The 16,588-nt window shown below is 62.9% G+C and carries 13 protein-coding genes; 1 reads left to right on the top strand and 12 read right to left on the bottom strand.

The annotated features are described in order from the left end of the window. Positions 1-4: 4 nt before the first annotated feature. The 12 genes from D9V28_RS08410 to D9V28_RS08350 all read right to left on the bottom strand — a co-directional run bounded on the left by D9V28_RS08410 (position 5) and on the right by D9V28_RS08350 (position 15,404). Positions 5-1,444 (bottom strand): sulfatase family protein, encoded by a 1,440-nt coding sequence (locus D9V28_RS08410; RefSeq protein WP_121659269.1) that lies wholly within the window; start codon positions 1,442-1,444, stop codon positions 5-7. A 48-nt stretch (positions 1,445-1,492) separates the two neighbouring features. Further along, the gene (locus tag D9V28_RS08405) at positions 1,493-2,989 is read right to left on the bottom strand and encodes a sulfatase family protein (protein WP_229727870.1); all 1,497 of its coding nucleotides are present in this window, start codon (positions 2,987-2,989) and stop codon (positions 1,493-1,495) included. Continuing rightward, a complete protein-coding gene (locus D9V28_RS08400) occupies positions 2,990-4,009 on the bottom strand; it encodes an aliphatic sulfonate ABC transporter substrate-binding protein (protein ID WP_121659268.1) in 1,020 nt (339 codons plus the stop codon). It lies immediately after the preceding gene. Between the two features lie 14 nt (positions 4,010-4,023). Next, positions 4,024-4,878 (bottom strand): ABC transporter ATP-binding protein, encoded by an 855-nt coding sequence (locus tag D9V28_RS08395; protein ID WP_183086473.1) that lies wholly within the window; start codon positions 4,876-4,878, stop codon positions 4,024-4,026. Then, the gene (locus tag D9V28_RS08390) at positions 4,860-5,681 is read right to left on the bottom strand and encodes an ABC transporter permease (protein WP_229727872.1); all 822 of its coding nucleotides are present in this window, start codon (positions 5,679-5,681) and stop codon (positions 4,860-4,862) included. The genes D9V28_RS08395 and D9V28_RS08390 overlap by 19 nt, the downstream gene beginning before the upstream one ends. Positions 5,682-5,724: 43 nt before the next feature. Then, the gene (locus D9V28_RS08385) at positions 5,725-6,966 is read right to left on the bottom strand and encodes an ROK family transcriptional regulator (protein WP_121659267.1); all 1,242 of its coding nucleotides are present in this window, start codon (positions 6,964-6,966) and stop codon (positions 5,725-5,727) included. Positions 6,967-7,158: 192 nt separating this feature from the next. Then, a complete protein-coding gene (locus D9V28_RS08380) occupies positions 7,159-8,205 on the bottom strand; it encodes an NAD(P)-dependent alcohol dehydrogenase (RefSeq protein ID WP_121659266.1) in 1,047 nt (348 codons plus the stop codon). Between the two features lie 94 nt (positions 8,206-8,299). Next, complete coding sequence (locus D9V28_RS08375) at positions 8,300-9,481, bottom strand: DUF4232 domain-containing protein (protein ID WP_121659265.1); 1,182 nt, start codon at positions 9,479-9,481, stop codon at positions 8,300-8,302. Positions 9,482-10,179: 698 nt separating this feature from the next. Then, positions 10,180-11,559: an APC family permease gene (locus D9V28_RS08370; RefSeq protein ID WP_229727873.1), complete on the bottom strand. Its 1,380-nt coding sequence runs from the start codon at positions 11,557-11,559 to the stop codon at positions 10,180-10,182. A 106-nt stretch (positions 11,560-11,665) separates the two neighbouring features. After that, positions 11,666-12,595: an aldose 1-epimerase family protein gene (locus tag D9V28_RS08365; protein ID WP_121659264.1), complete on the bottom strand. Its 930-nt coding sequence runs from the start codon at positions 12,593-12,595 to the stop codon at positions 11,666-11,668. Positions 12,596-12,694: 99 nt separating this feature from the next. Then, a complete protein-coding gene (locus tag D9V28_RS15945; RefSeq protein WP_147440947.1) occupies positions 12,695-13,096 on the bottom strand; it encodes an NINE protein in 402 nt (133 codons plus the stop codon). 703 nt (positions 13,097-13,799) lie between these two features. Next, complete coding sequence (locus D9V28_RS08350) at positions 13,800-15,404, bottom strand: SNIPE associated domain-containing protein (protein WP_121659261.1); 1,605 nt, start codon at positions 15,402-15,404, stop codon at positions 13,800-13,802. An 842-nt stretch (positions 15,405-16,246) separates the two neighbouring features. On the opposite strand from D9V28_RS08350, the gene D9V28_RS08345 reads away from it, so the two are divergent. Then, positions 16,247-16,567, top strand: a complete 321-nt coding sequence (locus D9V28_RS08345) for a nucleotide pyrophosphohydrolase (protein ID WP_121659260.1) — start codon at positions 16,247-16,249, stop codon at positions 16,565-16,567. Positions 16,568-16,588 lie beyond the last annotated feature (21 nt).

Genomic DNA, 16,588 nt, shown 5'->3' with positions numbered 1-16,588 from the left:
CCTTCTACTGAGCCGACAAAGCACCAACGGGCGCTGGCTGCGAGGGGTGCGGCGCATCGCCGAGCTCCGCCTGAAGTTGCCACAACCGCACCTTGAGTTCGTCGCGGATTTCGGCGTAGGCAGCGGCGTGGTAGACGTTGTTGAGCTCCTCCGGGTCTTCCGCCAGGTCGTACATCTCCCACTCGGGCGGGTAGATGTGGTCGGAGGACCCGGGCAGGCCCATGCCGTCGTTGTAGAAGTAGATCAGCTTGTAGCGGTCGGTCCGTATGCCGTAGTGGGCGAGCGCGTGGTGGTGCTGGTCGTCGTTCTCGTAGTACCTGTAGTAGATCGCGTCCTGGGTCGGTTCGAGAGATCCGGTGAGCTGCGGCCAGAAGCTGACCCCCTGCATCCGTTCGTGGGGATCGATTCCGACAGCGTCGAGGATCGTCTGCGCAAAATCGACGTTGGTCACGAGCTGCTCGACCGGTTTCGCGGGCGAGATCGCGTTGGGGTAGCTGATGACCAATGGCATCCGTATCGATTCTTCGTACATGAATCGTTTGTCGAACCAGCCGTGATCGCCCAGGAAGAAGCCCTGGTCGGAGGTGTACATCACGAGGGTGTCGTCGAAGTCGCCGCGCTCACGCAGCCAGTCGATCACCCGGCCGACGTTGTCGTCGACGGATGCAACGCAGGCGAGGTAGTCCTCCATATAGCGCTGGTACTTCCACAGCGCGAGCTCGTCTGGGGTGAGGCCCTCCGGCGGTGCGACCTTGAGGTCGTTGAGGTCGAGGTAGTCGGCGACGCGCATAGTGGCGTGGCGAGCGGCCATCGACCGTGTGGCGTAGTCGTCGTCGAAGGTGCTTGGAACCGGGATCTTCTCGTTGGCGTACATGCCCTGGTGTTTCTCGTCGGGTTCCCACGCGCGGTGCGGCGCCTTGTGGTGAATGAGAAGGCACCAGGGCTCGTCACCGTCGAGCGACTCGACCCAGTTGATCGAGAGGTCGGTGATGATGTCTGTCACGTAACCGGGCTGGATGTGTACGCCGTCGTCGGTGAGGATCTGCGGGTCGAAGTACTCGCCCTGTCCGCGCAGCACCGCCCAGTAGTCGAAGCTCTGCGGGTCGTGCCCCTCACCCTCACCCATGTGCCACTTGCCGACGATGCCCGTGCGGTATCCCGCCGCTTTGAGCTGCGACACGAAGGTCGGCTGGCTCGCGTCGATCGGGGTGTCGAGCGTCGTGACCTCGTTGATGTGGCTGTGCGTGCCGGTGAGGATCGATGCCCGGCTCGGCGTGCAGAGCGCGTTGGTGCAGAAGCAATTGTCGACGCGCACTCCGGCGTCGGCGATCTCGTCGATGCGTGGGGTGGTGTTCACCACCGAGCCGTACGCGCTGATCGCATGAGACGCGTGGTCATCCGTGAGGATCAGCACGATGTTCGGTCGTTTGTTCGGGGTCGTCATGGTTCTCGCTTCGTGATTTTTCCAACGGATGCCACGTGGCAGCCGGGATTACTTCTGGTAGGTCGCGTCGTCGAATCCGCTGAGGGACGGGTCGTAGCCCACCCCTCCAACGTCATACATGGCGGTCATCCAGTGGTAGAACTTGTCACCGCGGCCGCGGAGCACGTCGTACAACCGCTGCATCATGGACTCGCGCACGCCTGCCATGTCTGGGAGCGTGTAGACGTTGTTGAGCTCGTCGGGGTCGCGCTCGAGGTCGTAAAGCTCGTTGACCGACTCCGGGTTGACGACCAGCTTGTACCGGTCGTTGCGGAGCATCCGCTGGGCGATCGGAAAATGGTGCCCGTGGTATTCGCAGACGATGTCCTCTGACCACTCCGGCTGTTCGCCCGACACAAGCGGAACGAGGCTGCGTGAGTCGACGGCCGGTGCGGTATCGAGTCCTGCGAGCTCGAGGAACGTCGCCGTGCAGTCGAGCAGGCTGACGAACTCGTCGCGCACCTGCCCGGCGGGTGCTCCAGGAATCCGGACGATGCCCGGAGTCCGGTAAATGTCTTCGTACATCGCCGGACCCTTATCGTGCATCCGGTGGGAGCCGGTGAATTCGCCGTGGTCGCAACTGAAGAACACCGCAGTGTCGTCGGTGAGCCCGAGTCGGTCCATCGCCTCCATCACCCGGCCGATCTGCTCGTCAATGAGCGTTACGTAGCCCCAATAGATGGCGATGAGTTTGCGGCTCGTCTCGATCGGCATGCTGTCGAACGCCCAGTGGTCGCTGTAGTTCTGCTGCACAGGCGGTTTGCCCACGAAGGTCTCTGACATCGACTTCGGCAACTCGATGTCGGCCGGGTCGAATCTGTCGAAGTACTCGTTCGGCACAACGTACGGGAGGTGCGGGCCGAAGAAATGCAGTGCGAGGAAGAACGGCTTTCCGTCGCTCTCCCGGTCGCGGGTGTAGCGTTCGAGCATCTCGATGGCGCGGGTGGCCAGGTAGTACTCGAATGTCGCCTCGACCGGCTGGTGCAGCCGAGCGGCGAGCAGGTTGCCCGGCCCGCCGTTCGGCAGCGTTCCACGGATTTGGTCACTGATTTTGTACGGCGGCAGGCCGTGCTCCGTCAGGTAGGCCAGGTAATCCTCGTTCTCCACAGGGTTGTGCCAGCCGGGCAGGTCGGGCCCGTCGAAGCCGTAGTACGCGGCGTTCTTCTCGTTGCCCGCGTGCCATTTGCCGATCAGCCCGGTGTTGTATCCGTGTTCGCGGAGCGCTTCCGGAAAGGTGAACTGACCATCGGGGAGATCCTCCAGATAACCAACGTTGCGCTCGTGATTGGCGAGCAGCTTGTGGCGGAACGGGGCCTGCCCCGTGAGCAGGCTCGCACGGGCGGGCGTGCAGATCGCGGTGGGTGTGTACCACCGGTCAAAGCGCGTTCCTGTGCGAGCCAGCTCGTCGAGCACGGGTGTTTCCGCCAGCGCGTTTCCGTATGCACCAAGAGTGTCCACCCGGTGCTGATCGGTCATCAGGAAGAGGATGTTGCTGGCCTTCGTCACCTACTTGCCTGCTCCGACATAGAGGTCGCTGGTGTAGTAGGTTGCCGGGTCGACCGGTTCGGGCAGCTTGCCCGCTCCGACGAAGTAGGCGTTCATTCCCTCAAGCCATCCGGTGACCGACCCGTCCTCGGTGAGTTCGTCGAGTTCTGCCGAAGTCATGATCTTCACGTTCTTGGAGTCCGCTTCGACGCTCGCCTCTTCAAGCTTCAGCATGGCGGCCGTCAGTGCGACGGTTTCGTCCATGTTTTCGGCGCGGAAGTCGTTGGCCTCCCGAAGAGCGGCGATGACCTTCGTCACGGTCTCCTCGTTCTCCTCAACGAACTTGGGCGCTGACACGAACGCAGTCGGGAAAGACACTGTCTCTGCGAAGTCGTCGTTCTCGGCGAGGATGTTGAGGTCGGGCACCTGTTGTTCGATGGTGTCGATCAGCGGGTACCAGATCCCGGCCGCGTCCACCTGCTTGGAGGCGAAGGCAGCGACGACGGTCGACGGGTCCATGGCCACCTTCTCGACGTCGTCGATCGACATTCCGACGGACTCGAGGGCGAGGTTGAGGATCATGTCGCCAGAGGTCCCCTCGGGAACGGCGACCTTCTTACCTTTGAGGTCTTCCAGCGAATCGATGCCGGCCTGTGCGATCACTCGGTCAGCACTGCCCAGGGTATTGATGGAGACGATCTTCGCCTGGCCGGACGCCGGGAGCCACATGGCGCCAGGGCCGATGTATCCGAAATCGAGGTCGCCGGTGCCGAGCGCCTGGATCTGCAGTGGTCCGTTCGTGAAGACGCTCGGAGTGATTTCGATCCCGTGCTTCTCCCAGATGCCCTGATCGTCCGCGACGGCCAGGAGGCTGGCGCCGTTGAAGTCGGCAATGTATCCGAAGTTGACCGGTGTGAGCTCTTCGGGGGCAGCGGCGTCGCTGCCCTTGCCTCCTGCGGAGTCAGCTGCGCACCCCGTGAGTGCGAGCGCGACAACTGCGACGGCGGCGAGGATGCCCCGTTTGGCGAATGCGTTTGTCATGATTTCCTTGGTGTTCAGGCCGTCAGGGTTGACGGCATCGAACCGGCTGCTGCGCCGGTGGTTTGGTGGTAAACCGCGTGCCATACCCGATTGCGGAGCGCGGTGAACTCGGGGCTCAGTCGCATTTCCTCGGTGCGAGGGTATGGAAGATCGACGTCGATGATGTCGAAGATGCGCCCGGGGCGAGCGGCCATCACGACCACGCGGTTGGCGAGATACACGGCTTCGTCGACATCGTGGGTGATGAAAACAACCGTGCGCTTCTCCTGGCTCCAGGTGTCGAGAAGCTGCTCCTGTAGCTTCACTCGAGTGAGAGCGTCCAGTGCGCCAAATGGTTCGTCCATGAGCAGGATTGTGGGGTCGACGGCGTAAGCACGGGCGATGGCGCAGCGTTGCTTCATGCCGCCTGACAACATCTTTGGCAGGGCATCGGCGAACTGGCTGAGTCCCACCATTTCGATGAAGTGTTCGGCCTTTTCCCGGCGCTCCTTCGCGCCAAGCCCCGCCGTTTTGAGTCCGAACTCGACGTTCTTGCGCACGGTCAGCCAAGGGAAGAGTGCGTACTGCTGGAAGATCACGCCGCGTTCGGGGCCTGGCCCGGAGACGACCTTTCCGTCGACGACGGCCTGGCCGCTCGTCGGCTTGTCGAGGCCGGCGAGCACGTTCATGAGGGTGCTTTTGCCGCAGCCCGATGGTCCGACCACGGTGATGAATTCATTGTCGGCGACATCGAGCGACACGTTGTCGAGGGCGAAGAACTCCTTGCCGGCGAGGTTGTAGGTCTTCGTGACACCCTGCACCGAAATGCGAGCGGCGTCGGCGGCCTCTGTGGAGGCGGGGTAGGTGGTGATCATCGGCGTTCCTGCCATCCGGTCAGTTTGTTTTCGGTGAAGAGAAGAATGCGGTCCATCAACAAACCGAGGATGCCGATCGCAATGAGGTTCACGAAAATCGTCGGCAGGTCGTAGAAGATCTGGGCCTGCTGCATCCGGGCACCGAGCCCGTTCTGCGCGGCAATGAGTTCCGCGGCAACGACGGTCGCCCACGACGCGCCCAGACCGACGCGCATGCCGACGAGGATGAACGGCGTCGACGCTGGGACGACGACGCGGATGAAGATGCCGCCGTCCTTGCTGCCGAGCACACGAGCCGCGTTGATGAGCGTGCGGTCAACACTGATGACGCCCTGGAAGGTGGAGATCACGCACGCGAAGAACGCGGCGAGGAAAATCACGAAGATCTTCGGTTCCTCGCCGATGCCGAGGAGCACAATGACCAGCGGAATGATGGCAAGCGGCGGGATGGTCCGAAAGAACTGCACCCACGGCTCAATGAGCGCTCGGGCGACGGGGTACCAACCCATGAGAAAACCGACGGGGATGGCCACGAGCGTTCCAAGCGCGAACCCAATCAGCACGCGGGTGAGGCTTGCCGCGAGGTCGGTAGCGAGAGTTCCGTCGCCGATGACGGTGACAGCCCGCTCAGCGACCTCGACCGGGGCGGGAATCCGGAAACCAGCGAGCGAGAATCCCCACCAGATCAGGATTCCGGCAATGACGCTCGCGACGTTGAGCACGAGCATCAGTGTGTGGTTCTTCGCGCGTACCTTTGGCGCTTTCCTGGCGGGCGTAGTCGACTGGGCGGCCATCGCCCGCGTTGCGGTGTCTGTCATGCGTGTTGCTCCTTACGCAGCGGATGCCCGTGGGCGCGGATGGTCATGAAATGTTCCTTTGCGTAGAGCCCCGCTGGTGGTCGGGTTGATGGGTTTCGGGATAACTGGCGAGAAGAGGCGACCGGTGGAAGAGCGCAGCGATGGCACCGAGCGCGCCGTCATCGTCACCGAGTTTCGCCAGTCGGACGTGCGGCGCAGCTTCAGGTACTGGGAGCAGCTCATAGGTGATCGTTGCGACGGCCTGCTCGAAGATGACGTCGGCGATCTGCGCGACTTCACCCGCGATCACGATCTCGCGGGGATTGAGCGCTACCGCGACCGATCCGAGTACGCGACCCAGAGCATCCCCTGCATCGCGCAAAACACTCGCGACGATCGGGTCGCCCTTCGCGACGGCGGCACGAAGGTCATCGAGTGAATGAATCGGAACCCCTTTGGCTGTGCAGCCCGCGAAGATCGCGGGAACCGAAGCGATGGTTTCAAGACAGCCGCGCTTGCCGCATCGGCACTGGACGCCACTCGGGCTCACCGAGACGTGACCGAGCTCGCCGGCGAAGCCTGACGCACCGGTGACGAGCTGGCCACCAACGACGAGCCCGCCACCGATTCCGTCGGAGAGCCGCACGTAAAGAAGGTCTTGCGTCCCGGCGGCGCTCCCCCAAATCGCTTCGGCGAGGCCAGCAAAGCGTGTGTTGTTGTCGATGATCACCGACGCGTCGAACCGCTCCACGAACGAGGAAAAGACAAGTTCACCAGCGGGTACCGCCGAGGAGCCATCAGCAACGGGTGCGGGTTTCGGCATCCGCGGAGAGAACGGGCCGGGAAATCCGATGCCAATTCCCTGCAGAGCGCCATAGTGAATTCCGGATTCCTCGCCGACACGCTCGATCAATCGGAAGCAGCTGTCGATGCGTTCCGGCCAGGCCGAGTCGGCTGCATAGAACTCGGCCCCAGACGCGATGATGTCGTGTGCGGCGTCCGAGACGGCGATACGCACCCTGCGGTGGCCGAAGTCGACGCCCATGAACTGGCCAGCACCCGGATCGAGGACCAGTCGTTCGGCAGGGCGACCGCGTCCAGCACGGATGCCACCGGTCGCGTTGGCGACGGTGATCGCCCCGCGCTCGAGCAGCACGTTTGTGATCTCAGAGAGGGTTGTTCTCGAGAGGCCGACTCGGTCCGCGATTTCGCCCCGTGTCAGGGCGCCGTGCTCACGAAGCACGCGCAGAACGCGGTCTTCGTGGGTTTGGCGAATGAGTGTATGCACTCCAGCGGGCTTGAACACACCGCAACCCTAGGGAGGTCTATTTATTCCGTCAACAGTCCGACATAATTCGGTTTGAAAAATGTCCAAGTTGTTGCAGAAATCGCCTGCACCGAACAGCGAGGTCCGCCGACGCTCTGAAGACCCCTGCCAACGCGCAAAAAGGCGCTGCCCCTCAGGGCAGCGCCTTTAGTGAATCCCGCGGGCTCGCGCCTACGCGATGGTCGCGGTGTCGATCACGAAGCGGTAGCGCACGTCGCTCTTCACAACACGCTCGTACGCCTCGTCGACCTGGTCAGCGCCGATGACCTCGATCTCGGAACCGAGACCGTGCTCGGCGCAGAAGTCGAGCATTTCCTGGGTCTCGCGAATGCCGCCGATGTTGGAACCAGCGAGGCTGCGACGTCCACCCGTGAGCGAGAAGACCCGGAACTCTTGCGGCTTCTCGGGCAGTCCGACGAAGACCATCGATCCATTCAGGGTCAGCATCGACAGGTACTTGTCGATCGGCAGGTCAGCGGAGACCGTGTTGATGATCAGATCGAAGCGCTTGCTGTTCTGCTTGAAGGTTTCGGGGTCCGAAGTGGCGAAGTAGTCGTTCGCACCGAGACGCAGGCCATCTTCCTTCTTGGACAGGGTCTGGCTGAGCACGGTCACCTCGGCGCCGAGCGCCGCAGCGATCTTGACGCCCATGTGGCCGAGTCCGCCCATGCCGACGATCGCGACCTTCTTGCCCGGACCGGCACCCCAGTGCTTGAGCGGCGAGTAGGTGGTGATCCCGGCGCAGAGCAGCGGAGCGGCAACGTCGAGGTCGATGCCCTCGGGGATGCGCAACACGTAGTTCTCATCGGCGACGATCTGCGTGCTGTACCCGCCGTAGGTCTCCTCGCCTGAGTACTGCCGACCGTTGTAGGTGGCGACGTTTCCCTTGAGGCAGAACTGCTCTTCACCGGCGAGGCAGTTCTCACACTCGCGGCAGGAGTCGACGAAGCAGCCGATGCCGACGCGGTCGCCGACCTTGTGCTTGGTGACGTCGTCACCGACGGCAGAAACGATGCCGGCGATCTCGTGTCCTGGCACCATCGGGAAGATGCCTGCACCCCACTCCTCGCGGGCCTGGTGAATGTCGGAGTGGCAGATGCCGGCGTATGCGATGTCGATCTGCACGTCGTTCGGGCCGACGTCACGGCGTTCGATGGTGGAGCGCTCGAATGCTGCTCCGGCGGATGCGGCGACGAGTGCGGGCACGGTGGTGGGCATAAGGACCTCCAAGTGTGGGTGCGCGGCAGCAACTACGCCGCGAAGGCTTAAGGCTACAACGCGCTCGAACTTGCGCCCGGCCCCTTGACGCGCCTCAGTCTGAGACTTCGCCTGTCTCAGTCGGCGGCGTCGCCCACGCCGTTACCGACACGCTGCCCCCGGTGATGTCGGTCTCGACGGTGACCATTTGCCGCTGCGCTCCGGCATACGCCGCAAGGTGAAGCCAGCCAGCGGTTTCCAGCCCCGCGGTGGGCATTGCGCTCCAGCCCAGGGTCGACACGACGGCCGCGCCGGGCTCAACCTCGATACGAGTAACACCCGGATCGCTGCCGAGCATCGTACCTCCGTGGTCGACACTCACATCGAGGGCGTTGCTGTAGACGTCGGCGAACGCGACATCCGGATAGCCCTCCAGGATGCACGCCGCATCACTGACGTTGGTCGCGCGCATCACGAGCGCGCGGTGCCCCGTTGCCGCGTCAGGAGTGCCCGCTGTCATTTCCAGCTGACCGGCCGTGCACCACAGCGGATCGGCCTGCCACTCTCCCGGCGCAACACCCGGCACGGGCGTTCCGGTCGGAATCGGCTCAGGTGCCGGCCCGGTCGGAATCTGCGCCTGCACTGCCGCGTGCGCCTGCGGGGCCGCGAGAGTCAATCCGATCGCGGCGATGAGGAACAGCGCAGCGGCCGGAATCGCGATCATCCGGCGCGCGAAAACTCGGTGATCCGAGTTGCCCATCGTTTCGATCGCCACGGCGACCGCGGCCGGAATCCAGCCGTAAAGCAGACCCCACTGCGCGGCCCCGGCGACTCTCTCGGCGACCAGGCCGATCGGGGTCTGCTGCTCGACGACCGCGTTAAGCAGTTCAATCACGACCGGAATCGCAGGAACCAGAAATCCGGATGCCACGGCGCACAGCCAGTAGGCGGCAAACGCAGTTGCAGTGTTACCTAATCGCTGCTGGGAAGGGCCCGCAACCGAACCTGAGTACGGGGCGACCACCCCGGCAGCGTTATCGAGGGGCTCCCGACGCACGATTGCCGCGAGACCCGCGTATGCCGCGAAGATCGCGAGCATCGACAGCACGATCAGGAGGAAACTCCACGGCGCGGGTGCCGTGAGTTCCTGCACGGGGATCGTCTCCGGCGCAACCAGCGAGAGCACGTGTCCCTTCGGACCGGAGAGCGTCTGCCGACCGAGAAGCTCAAGGCCTCCGCTCACGAGCCAGAGGAGTGCGGCAACGGCGGCGGGCAGACCGGCTCGAATCAGGCGCATTCGGCCATCGTATCGACGGCGGGCCGAACCTCGCGGACCGGCGCTGATGACAGCCCGGACTGGGGGCCACCGGGCACACCGACTTGAGGACTATGCCTCGACCTTGGGAGTCAGGTGAGCCGTAGCCACACTCCGAGCTGCTGGAGGATAAGCAACTGGTCCGCTACAAACTCTCTGTTGGTCAGGCGCCCCAGCTTTTTGAGGTCTGTGTTCAGCCCCGAGAGCACGTACCTGCAGCAGGCGACCATTCCGTCGTTCGATAGCGAATCCGCCGCCTCTAGATTGTCGTAATACCCTGCCGGTCAGACCCGACAACTGCGGTGGGATTTACCGCACGGTAGTGATTTGATCCGTGTTGACATTTAATTGTCGATAGACCCGCATTTGCATAATGGCCTCAGAATCCCTGTATTCAGTTGAGACAATGACAAAGACAGATTGAAAGTTATCAAAAGCTGTCCGCGCCCTATTTAATTTCGCAAAGACAAGCAGTTCGTTCAATTCCCGTTTCAATGGTCGCTATTGTCGAGATTCCGCGCTACTCTGCCCGCGCTGTTTTGAGCAGCCCGCACCCCCATAGGGGCATAATTCCTACAACTGTCAGCATTCGCGGAGTCGGCATCGCCAGTCCCTCAGACTCACGATTAGTCCCCATCGGGAGACGACTCCGGCAAGAAAAGAGCGGGCGTTGGCCGTCGTCAACTCGCAACTTCTTCGTGAACTGGCGACGCCTCTGAAGGAGTGACGTTCCGTGTCGGCAGGAATAGACCCCCGACGAACACTCCGACGAGAATCACTCCCCACACGACAGCCGCGACCGGGCCGCCAACCAGGAACGGGAAGTTCCATATGGCGAGCGCAAGCGCTCCAAGAAGTCCGAGCCCGCCAAGAATCGAAGCCACGGTGACCCAGCGCGACGGCGCCTCACCGGCCACCCCGCGGTGCTTCAACCCAAAGGCGAGCACCGCGAGGCTGGTCAGTGCCATCATCCAGAGAACGCCAACCGCGCCGGCGCCCGAGTACCAGGTGTAGATCTGAACCACCGGGTCGAGCTGGGCAAGAGCCGACACCACCACGACGACCGAGGTGATCGCGCTGACCCAGAGCGACGCACGTGAGGGTGCGCGGTGCTTCGAGTGCACCTCTGCGAGCTTCTGCGGCAATACCCCGCGCTGTCCGAGAGTAAAGAGGTAGCGGGTGACGATGTTGTGGAACGCCAGCACACACGCAAACATGCTCGTCACGACGAGCACCTGCACGATGTCAGCGGCGATCGGAGCGATCACCTCGCCAGCCAAACCGCGAACCACGCTATCCGGGTTCGCCGACGCGGCGGCAACCGCATCTCCCCCACCGAGCCCCGAAATCACCAACCACGAGGAAACGAAGTACAGCACGCCCACCGAGACGACCGCGATATAGGTCGCGCGCGGCACCGTCTTCTCCGGATCACGCGCCTCATTACGGAACACCGCCGTCGCCTCAAACCCGAAGAACCCGAGAAAAACGAACAGCAGCCCAAGGCCGGGTGCACCCGAGAGCGCCTCAACCGGGCTGAACGGCACCGCCGTCAACTCCCGCCCGGAGAACACCACCCCGAGGTCGATCGCGATAACCGCGATCACCTCGAGCACGAGCACAACGCCGAGCACCTTCGCCGACAGGTCGATGCTGCGGTAGCCGAGCAGCCCAACGATCACGAGCATTACAGCGGAGATCAGCCACCACGGCAACTGCAGCCCGGTCCACAGTTCGATCAGGTTTCCGGCCTGCACCCCGAGGTAACAAATCATCGACACCGTGAGCAGCACGTAGCAAAGCAGGGCGATCGCCGCGGTTCCGAGCCCCGCACGCCGCCCAAGCCCGCGATGCACATAGGAGTAGAACGCCCCAGCGTCAGGCACCCGCGGCGTCATCCACGCATACCCGACCGAGAAGAGCAGCAGCACGACGGTAGCGACGAGCACCATCAGCGGCGCACCGATCGATCCGGACACACTGAGAATCAGCGGGAAGTTCGCGGCCACCACGGTGATCGGCGCGGCCGCCGCGATCACCATGAAGACGATGCCGGGCACGCCAAGTCTGCGGGTCAGGGCGGTTCCAAGAGAGTTCCTTACGTATCGAATCCACGACGCAATAAGACGAGCGGATGCCACGTGGCCGGCACCCGCACACCGCAAGCTAGATTGCGGCGATACTCCACGACGCGAAGGTGACGCCGCCGGGCTGAAGCACGAGCAGGTCCTCGCCCGAGTTGAACGCATCGGGCGGGCAGGTCATCGGTTCGACCGCGAGGCCGATGCGGCTGGGCAGCGGCGCGTCCGGCTTCTGGTCGGCCGTGTGCACCTGCACCCACTTGCAGGAGGAGTCCCAGCGCATGCGCACCCCAGTGCCGGACGGCGCGGTGACCTGCACCTCGGCAGTGCGGTTCGCGTCCCGAATGAGGCCGGTGAAGGCGTGGTCGATGAAGGTGTCGCCGAGAACGCGGGGACTGCGGAAGTCGAAGGTTCCGTCTGACTCGGTGGCGACATCCGCTTTCTTAATCGGGATCAGGCGGTCCTCGGTGACCGTGAGGACCTGCTCGGCGGGGAGGAGGAGGGTCCAGTCGTCGACGGTGCCCTCGCCGGCGACGAGGTACGGGTGCGGGCCGGTGCCGAACGGGGCGGGCGCGTTGCCGGTGTTGCGTGCGGCGACGGTGGTGTGGAGGCCGTCTTCGTTCAGGACGAACTCGACGCGCACTTGGATGCGGAAGGGGTAGCCGGTCTCCGCCTCGATCGTGGTGGCCAGCATGACGCGGTCGGCGGCCTCGTCGAGGGCGATGAAGTCGTGCCAGGCGACGAGTCCGTGCAGGGCGTGGTGCCGCTTCGGCTCGGTGAGTGAGAGCTCGTAGTCGGTGCCCTCGAAGCTGTAGAGTCCGTCGACCACGCGGTTCGGCCACGGCGCGAGGGTTGCTCCGCGGAACGCCGGGCGCACCTCATCGGCGTCGAACGGCACGACGAGGTCGCGGCCGTTGTGCTTCAGCGAGCGCAGTGAGGCACCGACACTGGCGATGGTCGCGGTGTATGGGCCGCTGGTGAGCTCGAACTGGGTCCCGGAGAGAGGAATGGTCATGGGTCAATTCTGCCGGGAACCTGGGCTGCGCCGCGCCACGTGTCAAGAGGCAGTGAAGCGGATGCCACATGGTTGGCTTCCGAGTTGAGGACAACTACCTCACGCAGCATTGACGGCGAGCGCGCGAGCATTCGCCGCGCGAACATAGCTGGGCAATAAGCAGAGGTCCACGACGAACCAAATCAGCACACCGATAATCAAGAGAACTCCAACGCCAACAAACGCCGTGGCCCAGCCGCCCCACCAGAGCACAATCACCATTGCGCCATTGAGCGGTTGGTTCAGATAGAACTGGTGAGCCCCGAAACTGCCAAGAAAAATGAGCATGAGATACGCGACGGCGAGTTCTTTCGGCCCTTGAGCCTCGGGCGCAGTAGCTACGGCCGGCGTGGTGCCCGTCGGAGGTGCGTACGGCCCCCACTGTGTCCCGTCCCACCAACGAAGCAGACCGGCGGAGTCGTAATGCCAGCCTGGCGCGGCCTGCGGTCGAATATCACTCATATACAAACCGTATGGCCCGCAAGACCCAGTGACAGCAGAGCCAACGTCCCCAGTGTGGGGAATCAAGCTATTCCAGCGAACGAGCAGAGCCAGAGTCTGCACATGAGACCGCTCCCGCGTGTCGACGCCACGTTCATCTAACGGACACGTCGAGCATCTCGAATGACCTCCTCAAGCGTGCCAAAACGACGGGACGATCCGTCTGCAAAGAATCCTCGAGCGTCTCTCCGGACGGTGTGAGTGGGTTGACCCTCGAGCATGACGGACCATAAGTCCATGCTCTGCGGGCGGACCGTGTATGAGGTTCCGCGAATATCGAGCGTCCAGTCGTTGCCTTCGCTGCTCGGCTCAACGCTGCTTTCGAGCGACTCAGCAGCGGCCGTCTGCACTGCTCGGCCCTCATGCCAAAGAGCGTGCCGTTGCAGGCCCTGCGAGACGGCGGAGCGAATCACCGCGTGCAAGATCACAAAGGAGATGAGAGTTACTTTCGGCTCGCCCCAGTGCGGGGCAGCACCCACCATGGAAGCGGAGCTCGCTAGTGCTCAGAGCCAGCGCCATTACTGACCACGAGGAGGCGAGCGCGCACCTCGAGGTCGAGCTTTGCCGCAAACCGGATTGTTCTCGAAGAACTGGCGCTGGAGGCAACGCCACAGGTCACCGGAACCCCCGACACGACACGATCCTTTGTTCTTGAGGGTGGTACCTAACCGACAGCGATCGGGTCATTGAAGCTCGCCCGGTACTCCGGCGCGTCCGGCTCGGTGGTGAACTCAACAATCTCGACGGATTCTTCCTTAAGCGCTTCGAGCACCTCGGCGGGTGTGACCCGGAAGAATTCCCGACGCAGGTTGACCTTGTTGACGCGGTGTTCACTGAAGCGCCGGTGGAGGAACGCTTCGATTCCGACAGCGTCTGTCGCAAAGAAAAGGGCGTGGACATCAAACCGGAAGGGCACAGAGGCATCTCCGAGTTCGGTGACCCGATCCATCGGTTCCAAGCGTCGGGTCATTCCAATCTTGACCATGTTCTCACCGAAAGCGCCGATGTTCGAGATAACGTACACATGACCCGCGCGGATGTTCGCGGCCCGGTAGTCAACGTCGTTGATCGCCCGGTCGACGTCGGTGAGTTGTGCGCGAATTCGTTCGGCTCCTTCGACGTCGCCGTTAGCCTCTAGGGCGGCGAGAGTGGAGAGGTAGTGGGAACGTTCCTTCTCCAGGCGTTCCTTTTCCCGGCGAAGTTCTGCTTCCGCTTTCTGCTGTTCGCGAAGTTCCGCTCTGCGTTCGCGTTCGAGTTCGCGTTCACGCTGGACAGCCAGCAGATGCGTGTTGGCGAGTTCGAGCTCCTTGAGACGGAGGCGGTGGTAGTCGTCGGTAATCCGGAGGCTAATCATTTTGCCGCTGTTGGCAATCTGTTCCGCGGCTTTGCTAAGGCGCGCCTGAGCTACTTGGAGATTCCCGGCCTTCGTCGTCTTGACTGCGTTCTCTGCTTCTGCGTTGTATGCGCGAAGGAGGACTTTGGACATGTCGTTGATGAACTTTTTTCCTTGAGCGGTGGAGCCGTTGAAGGTGAAGCCGGTGGCGAACGTGACGGCGCGTTTGTCTCGGATCATCCCCTTGATCCAGGACCGGACACTTTCGAGTTCGGTCGCGAGGCTCGCTGACGACTGAGCGGGGTGGTCGTAGTCGAACAGGCCGACGTCTTGCAAGGTGATGCTGTCGGTGATGTCGATGTGGCGCTGACGGAGGCTTTGGAGCGCGGCTTGCGCTTCGCCGACTTGTTTGTGGAGTTCATTGAGGTGCCCGTTGGCGGAAGCGATGGCCGCGTCGGCCGCTGCACGTTGAGCGGCGATCTCGGCATGCGCGCTGTCACGGGTCGCAGTCACAGCGGCTTCGGCGTCAGCTCGATATGTGTCGATGTCGGCGAACGCTCGTGAACCGTGCTTGTCGATGACGGCGCGAAGTTCTACATTCTCCGAGGTTAGTTGTTGAGCGAGGTCCCGGGCGTCGGCCTTCCCGAGTTTATCGATGGGGCGGATGCTCTGCCGGAGGCTCGAGGCTGCAGGCCTGCTGTTCGTCGTCGGCGCGGGCTGCCCGCCCGTGTCCAGAGCTCGGGCCTGTGCAGTCCAGCTATTGCCGTCCCACCACCGCTCAGAACCTGTTATCTCAGGGTCTGGGTACCAGCCGGGCGGGACTGTGGTCGCCGACGGTGCTTTGGCCTGAATCTGGGATGTCCATGTAGAGCCGTCCCAGAATCGCACTGTAGTCATATCGTCAGGGTTGTCGTACCAGCCGGCGGCCACAGTCATTGCAGGATATTTCCTCAATCTCGATAAGCGGCCGTCCACTCCGACGCGGACGCCCCCACCCACGCTATCGGCACAACCATCCGACCCGTAGCCCCAGTGCAGGTGAGGTGTCGGATCGCCGCTCACGGCGGCAGGGCGGCATGCTATGCCGCCACCAAGAGTAAATCTCGTTCGAGTCCAGCGCGATCCAGCCGTTTGTCTGTCGACTACCGGCCCTGGGCGTATCTCCTCGAGCGGGCCTTGGCTGAGCCGTGAGAACGCACAGGTGTTCCCCGACGTCAAAGCTCTGCAGCGGTGAAGCGCAGCCGGCCCGCGAGGGGTGACGCGGGTGCCCGCAAATGAGCAAGTCGCCGATGGAGACCCAAATGCATTCTGAGGCGTCCGCCAATGAGACGATCCTTTCGAGCATCTGCGGCAGGTAGGTCCGGGTCATGATTGAGGCTCCCGTTTGCCCCGCCCGCAAGAAAATCGTGCTCATTTGCCTCGTACGAATCGTCTTTCGTCTTTCGTCCTCAGATTGCCCCCTGACGGCACGCATGCTTCGCGCAGTTCTCGAGTGGTAAATCCCGTTACGCAGTTCATCTGCACCAGCGTGCACATCGTGCCATCCGGCGATAACGCTGAAACGTCGGCCCGACGCCGCAACACCGACACGATGGACGCATGACGTCATGGCCCAGAAGTCGTCCGCCGTCGGACGCCCACAGTCCGCATGTGGTGGCGAGGCGATGGTCTCCCGTAGCCCGCGCCGCCGAGTTTCGAATGCCCAAATCGGGTAGTGATTTTGACGAGCGGGCACCCGGGCTGTCTACACATCAATTCGCCACTGCTAGGTTGACGGCATGGTTGAAAAGTCAGTCCGCGATGAGATCGCAACGTTCATGGCGGAGCGCGACTGGGCCCAGTTTCACACTCCAGAGAATCTCGCGAAGAGCATTGTGATTGAGGCCGGCGAGCTTCTCGAGTGTTTCCAGTGGGACGCCGACGCCAATCCCGCTCGCATCCGTGAAGAGCTTGCCGACGTTCTCACCTATTGCATGCTTCTTGCCGACCGCATCGGTGCTGACCCCAACCAGATCATCTTGGACAAGCTAGCCATCACACGAGACAAGTATCCGGTCGACAAAGCGCGGGGCCGAAGCACGAAATATGACGCCCTCTAGCATCGCGCGCCTCGATTTCAC

This window comes from Mycetocola zhadangensis, from assembly GCF_003668565.1.
In the GTDB taxonomy this organism is placed as follows: Bacteria; Actinomycetota; Actinomycetes; order Actinomycetales; family Microbacteriaceae; genus Mycetocola_A; species Mycetocola_A zhadangensis.
This window is presented reverse-complemented; position numbering and strand designations above follow the sequence as displayed.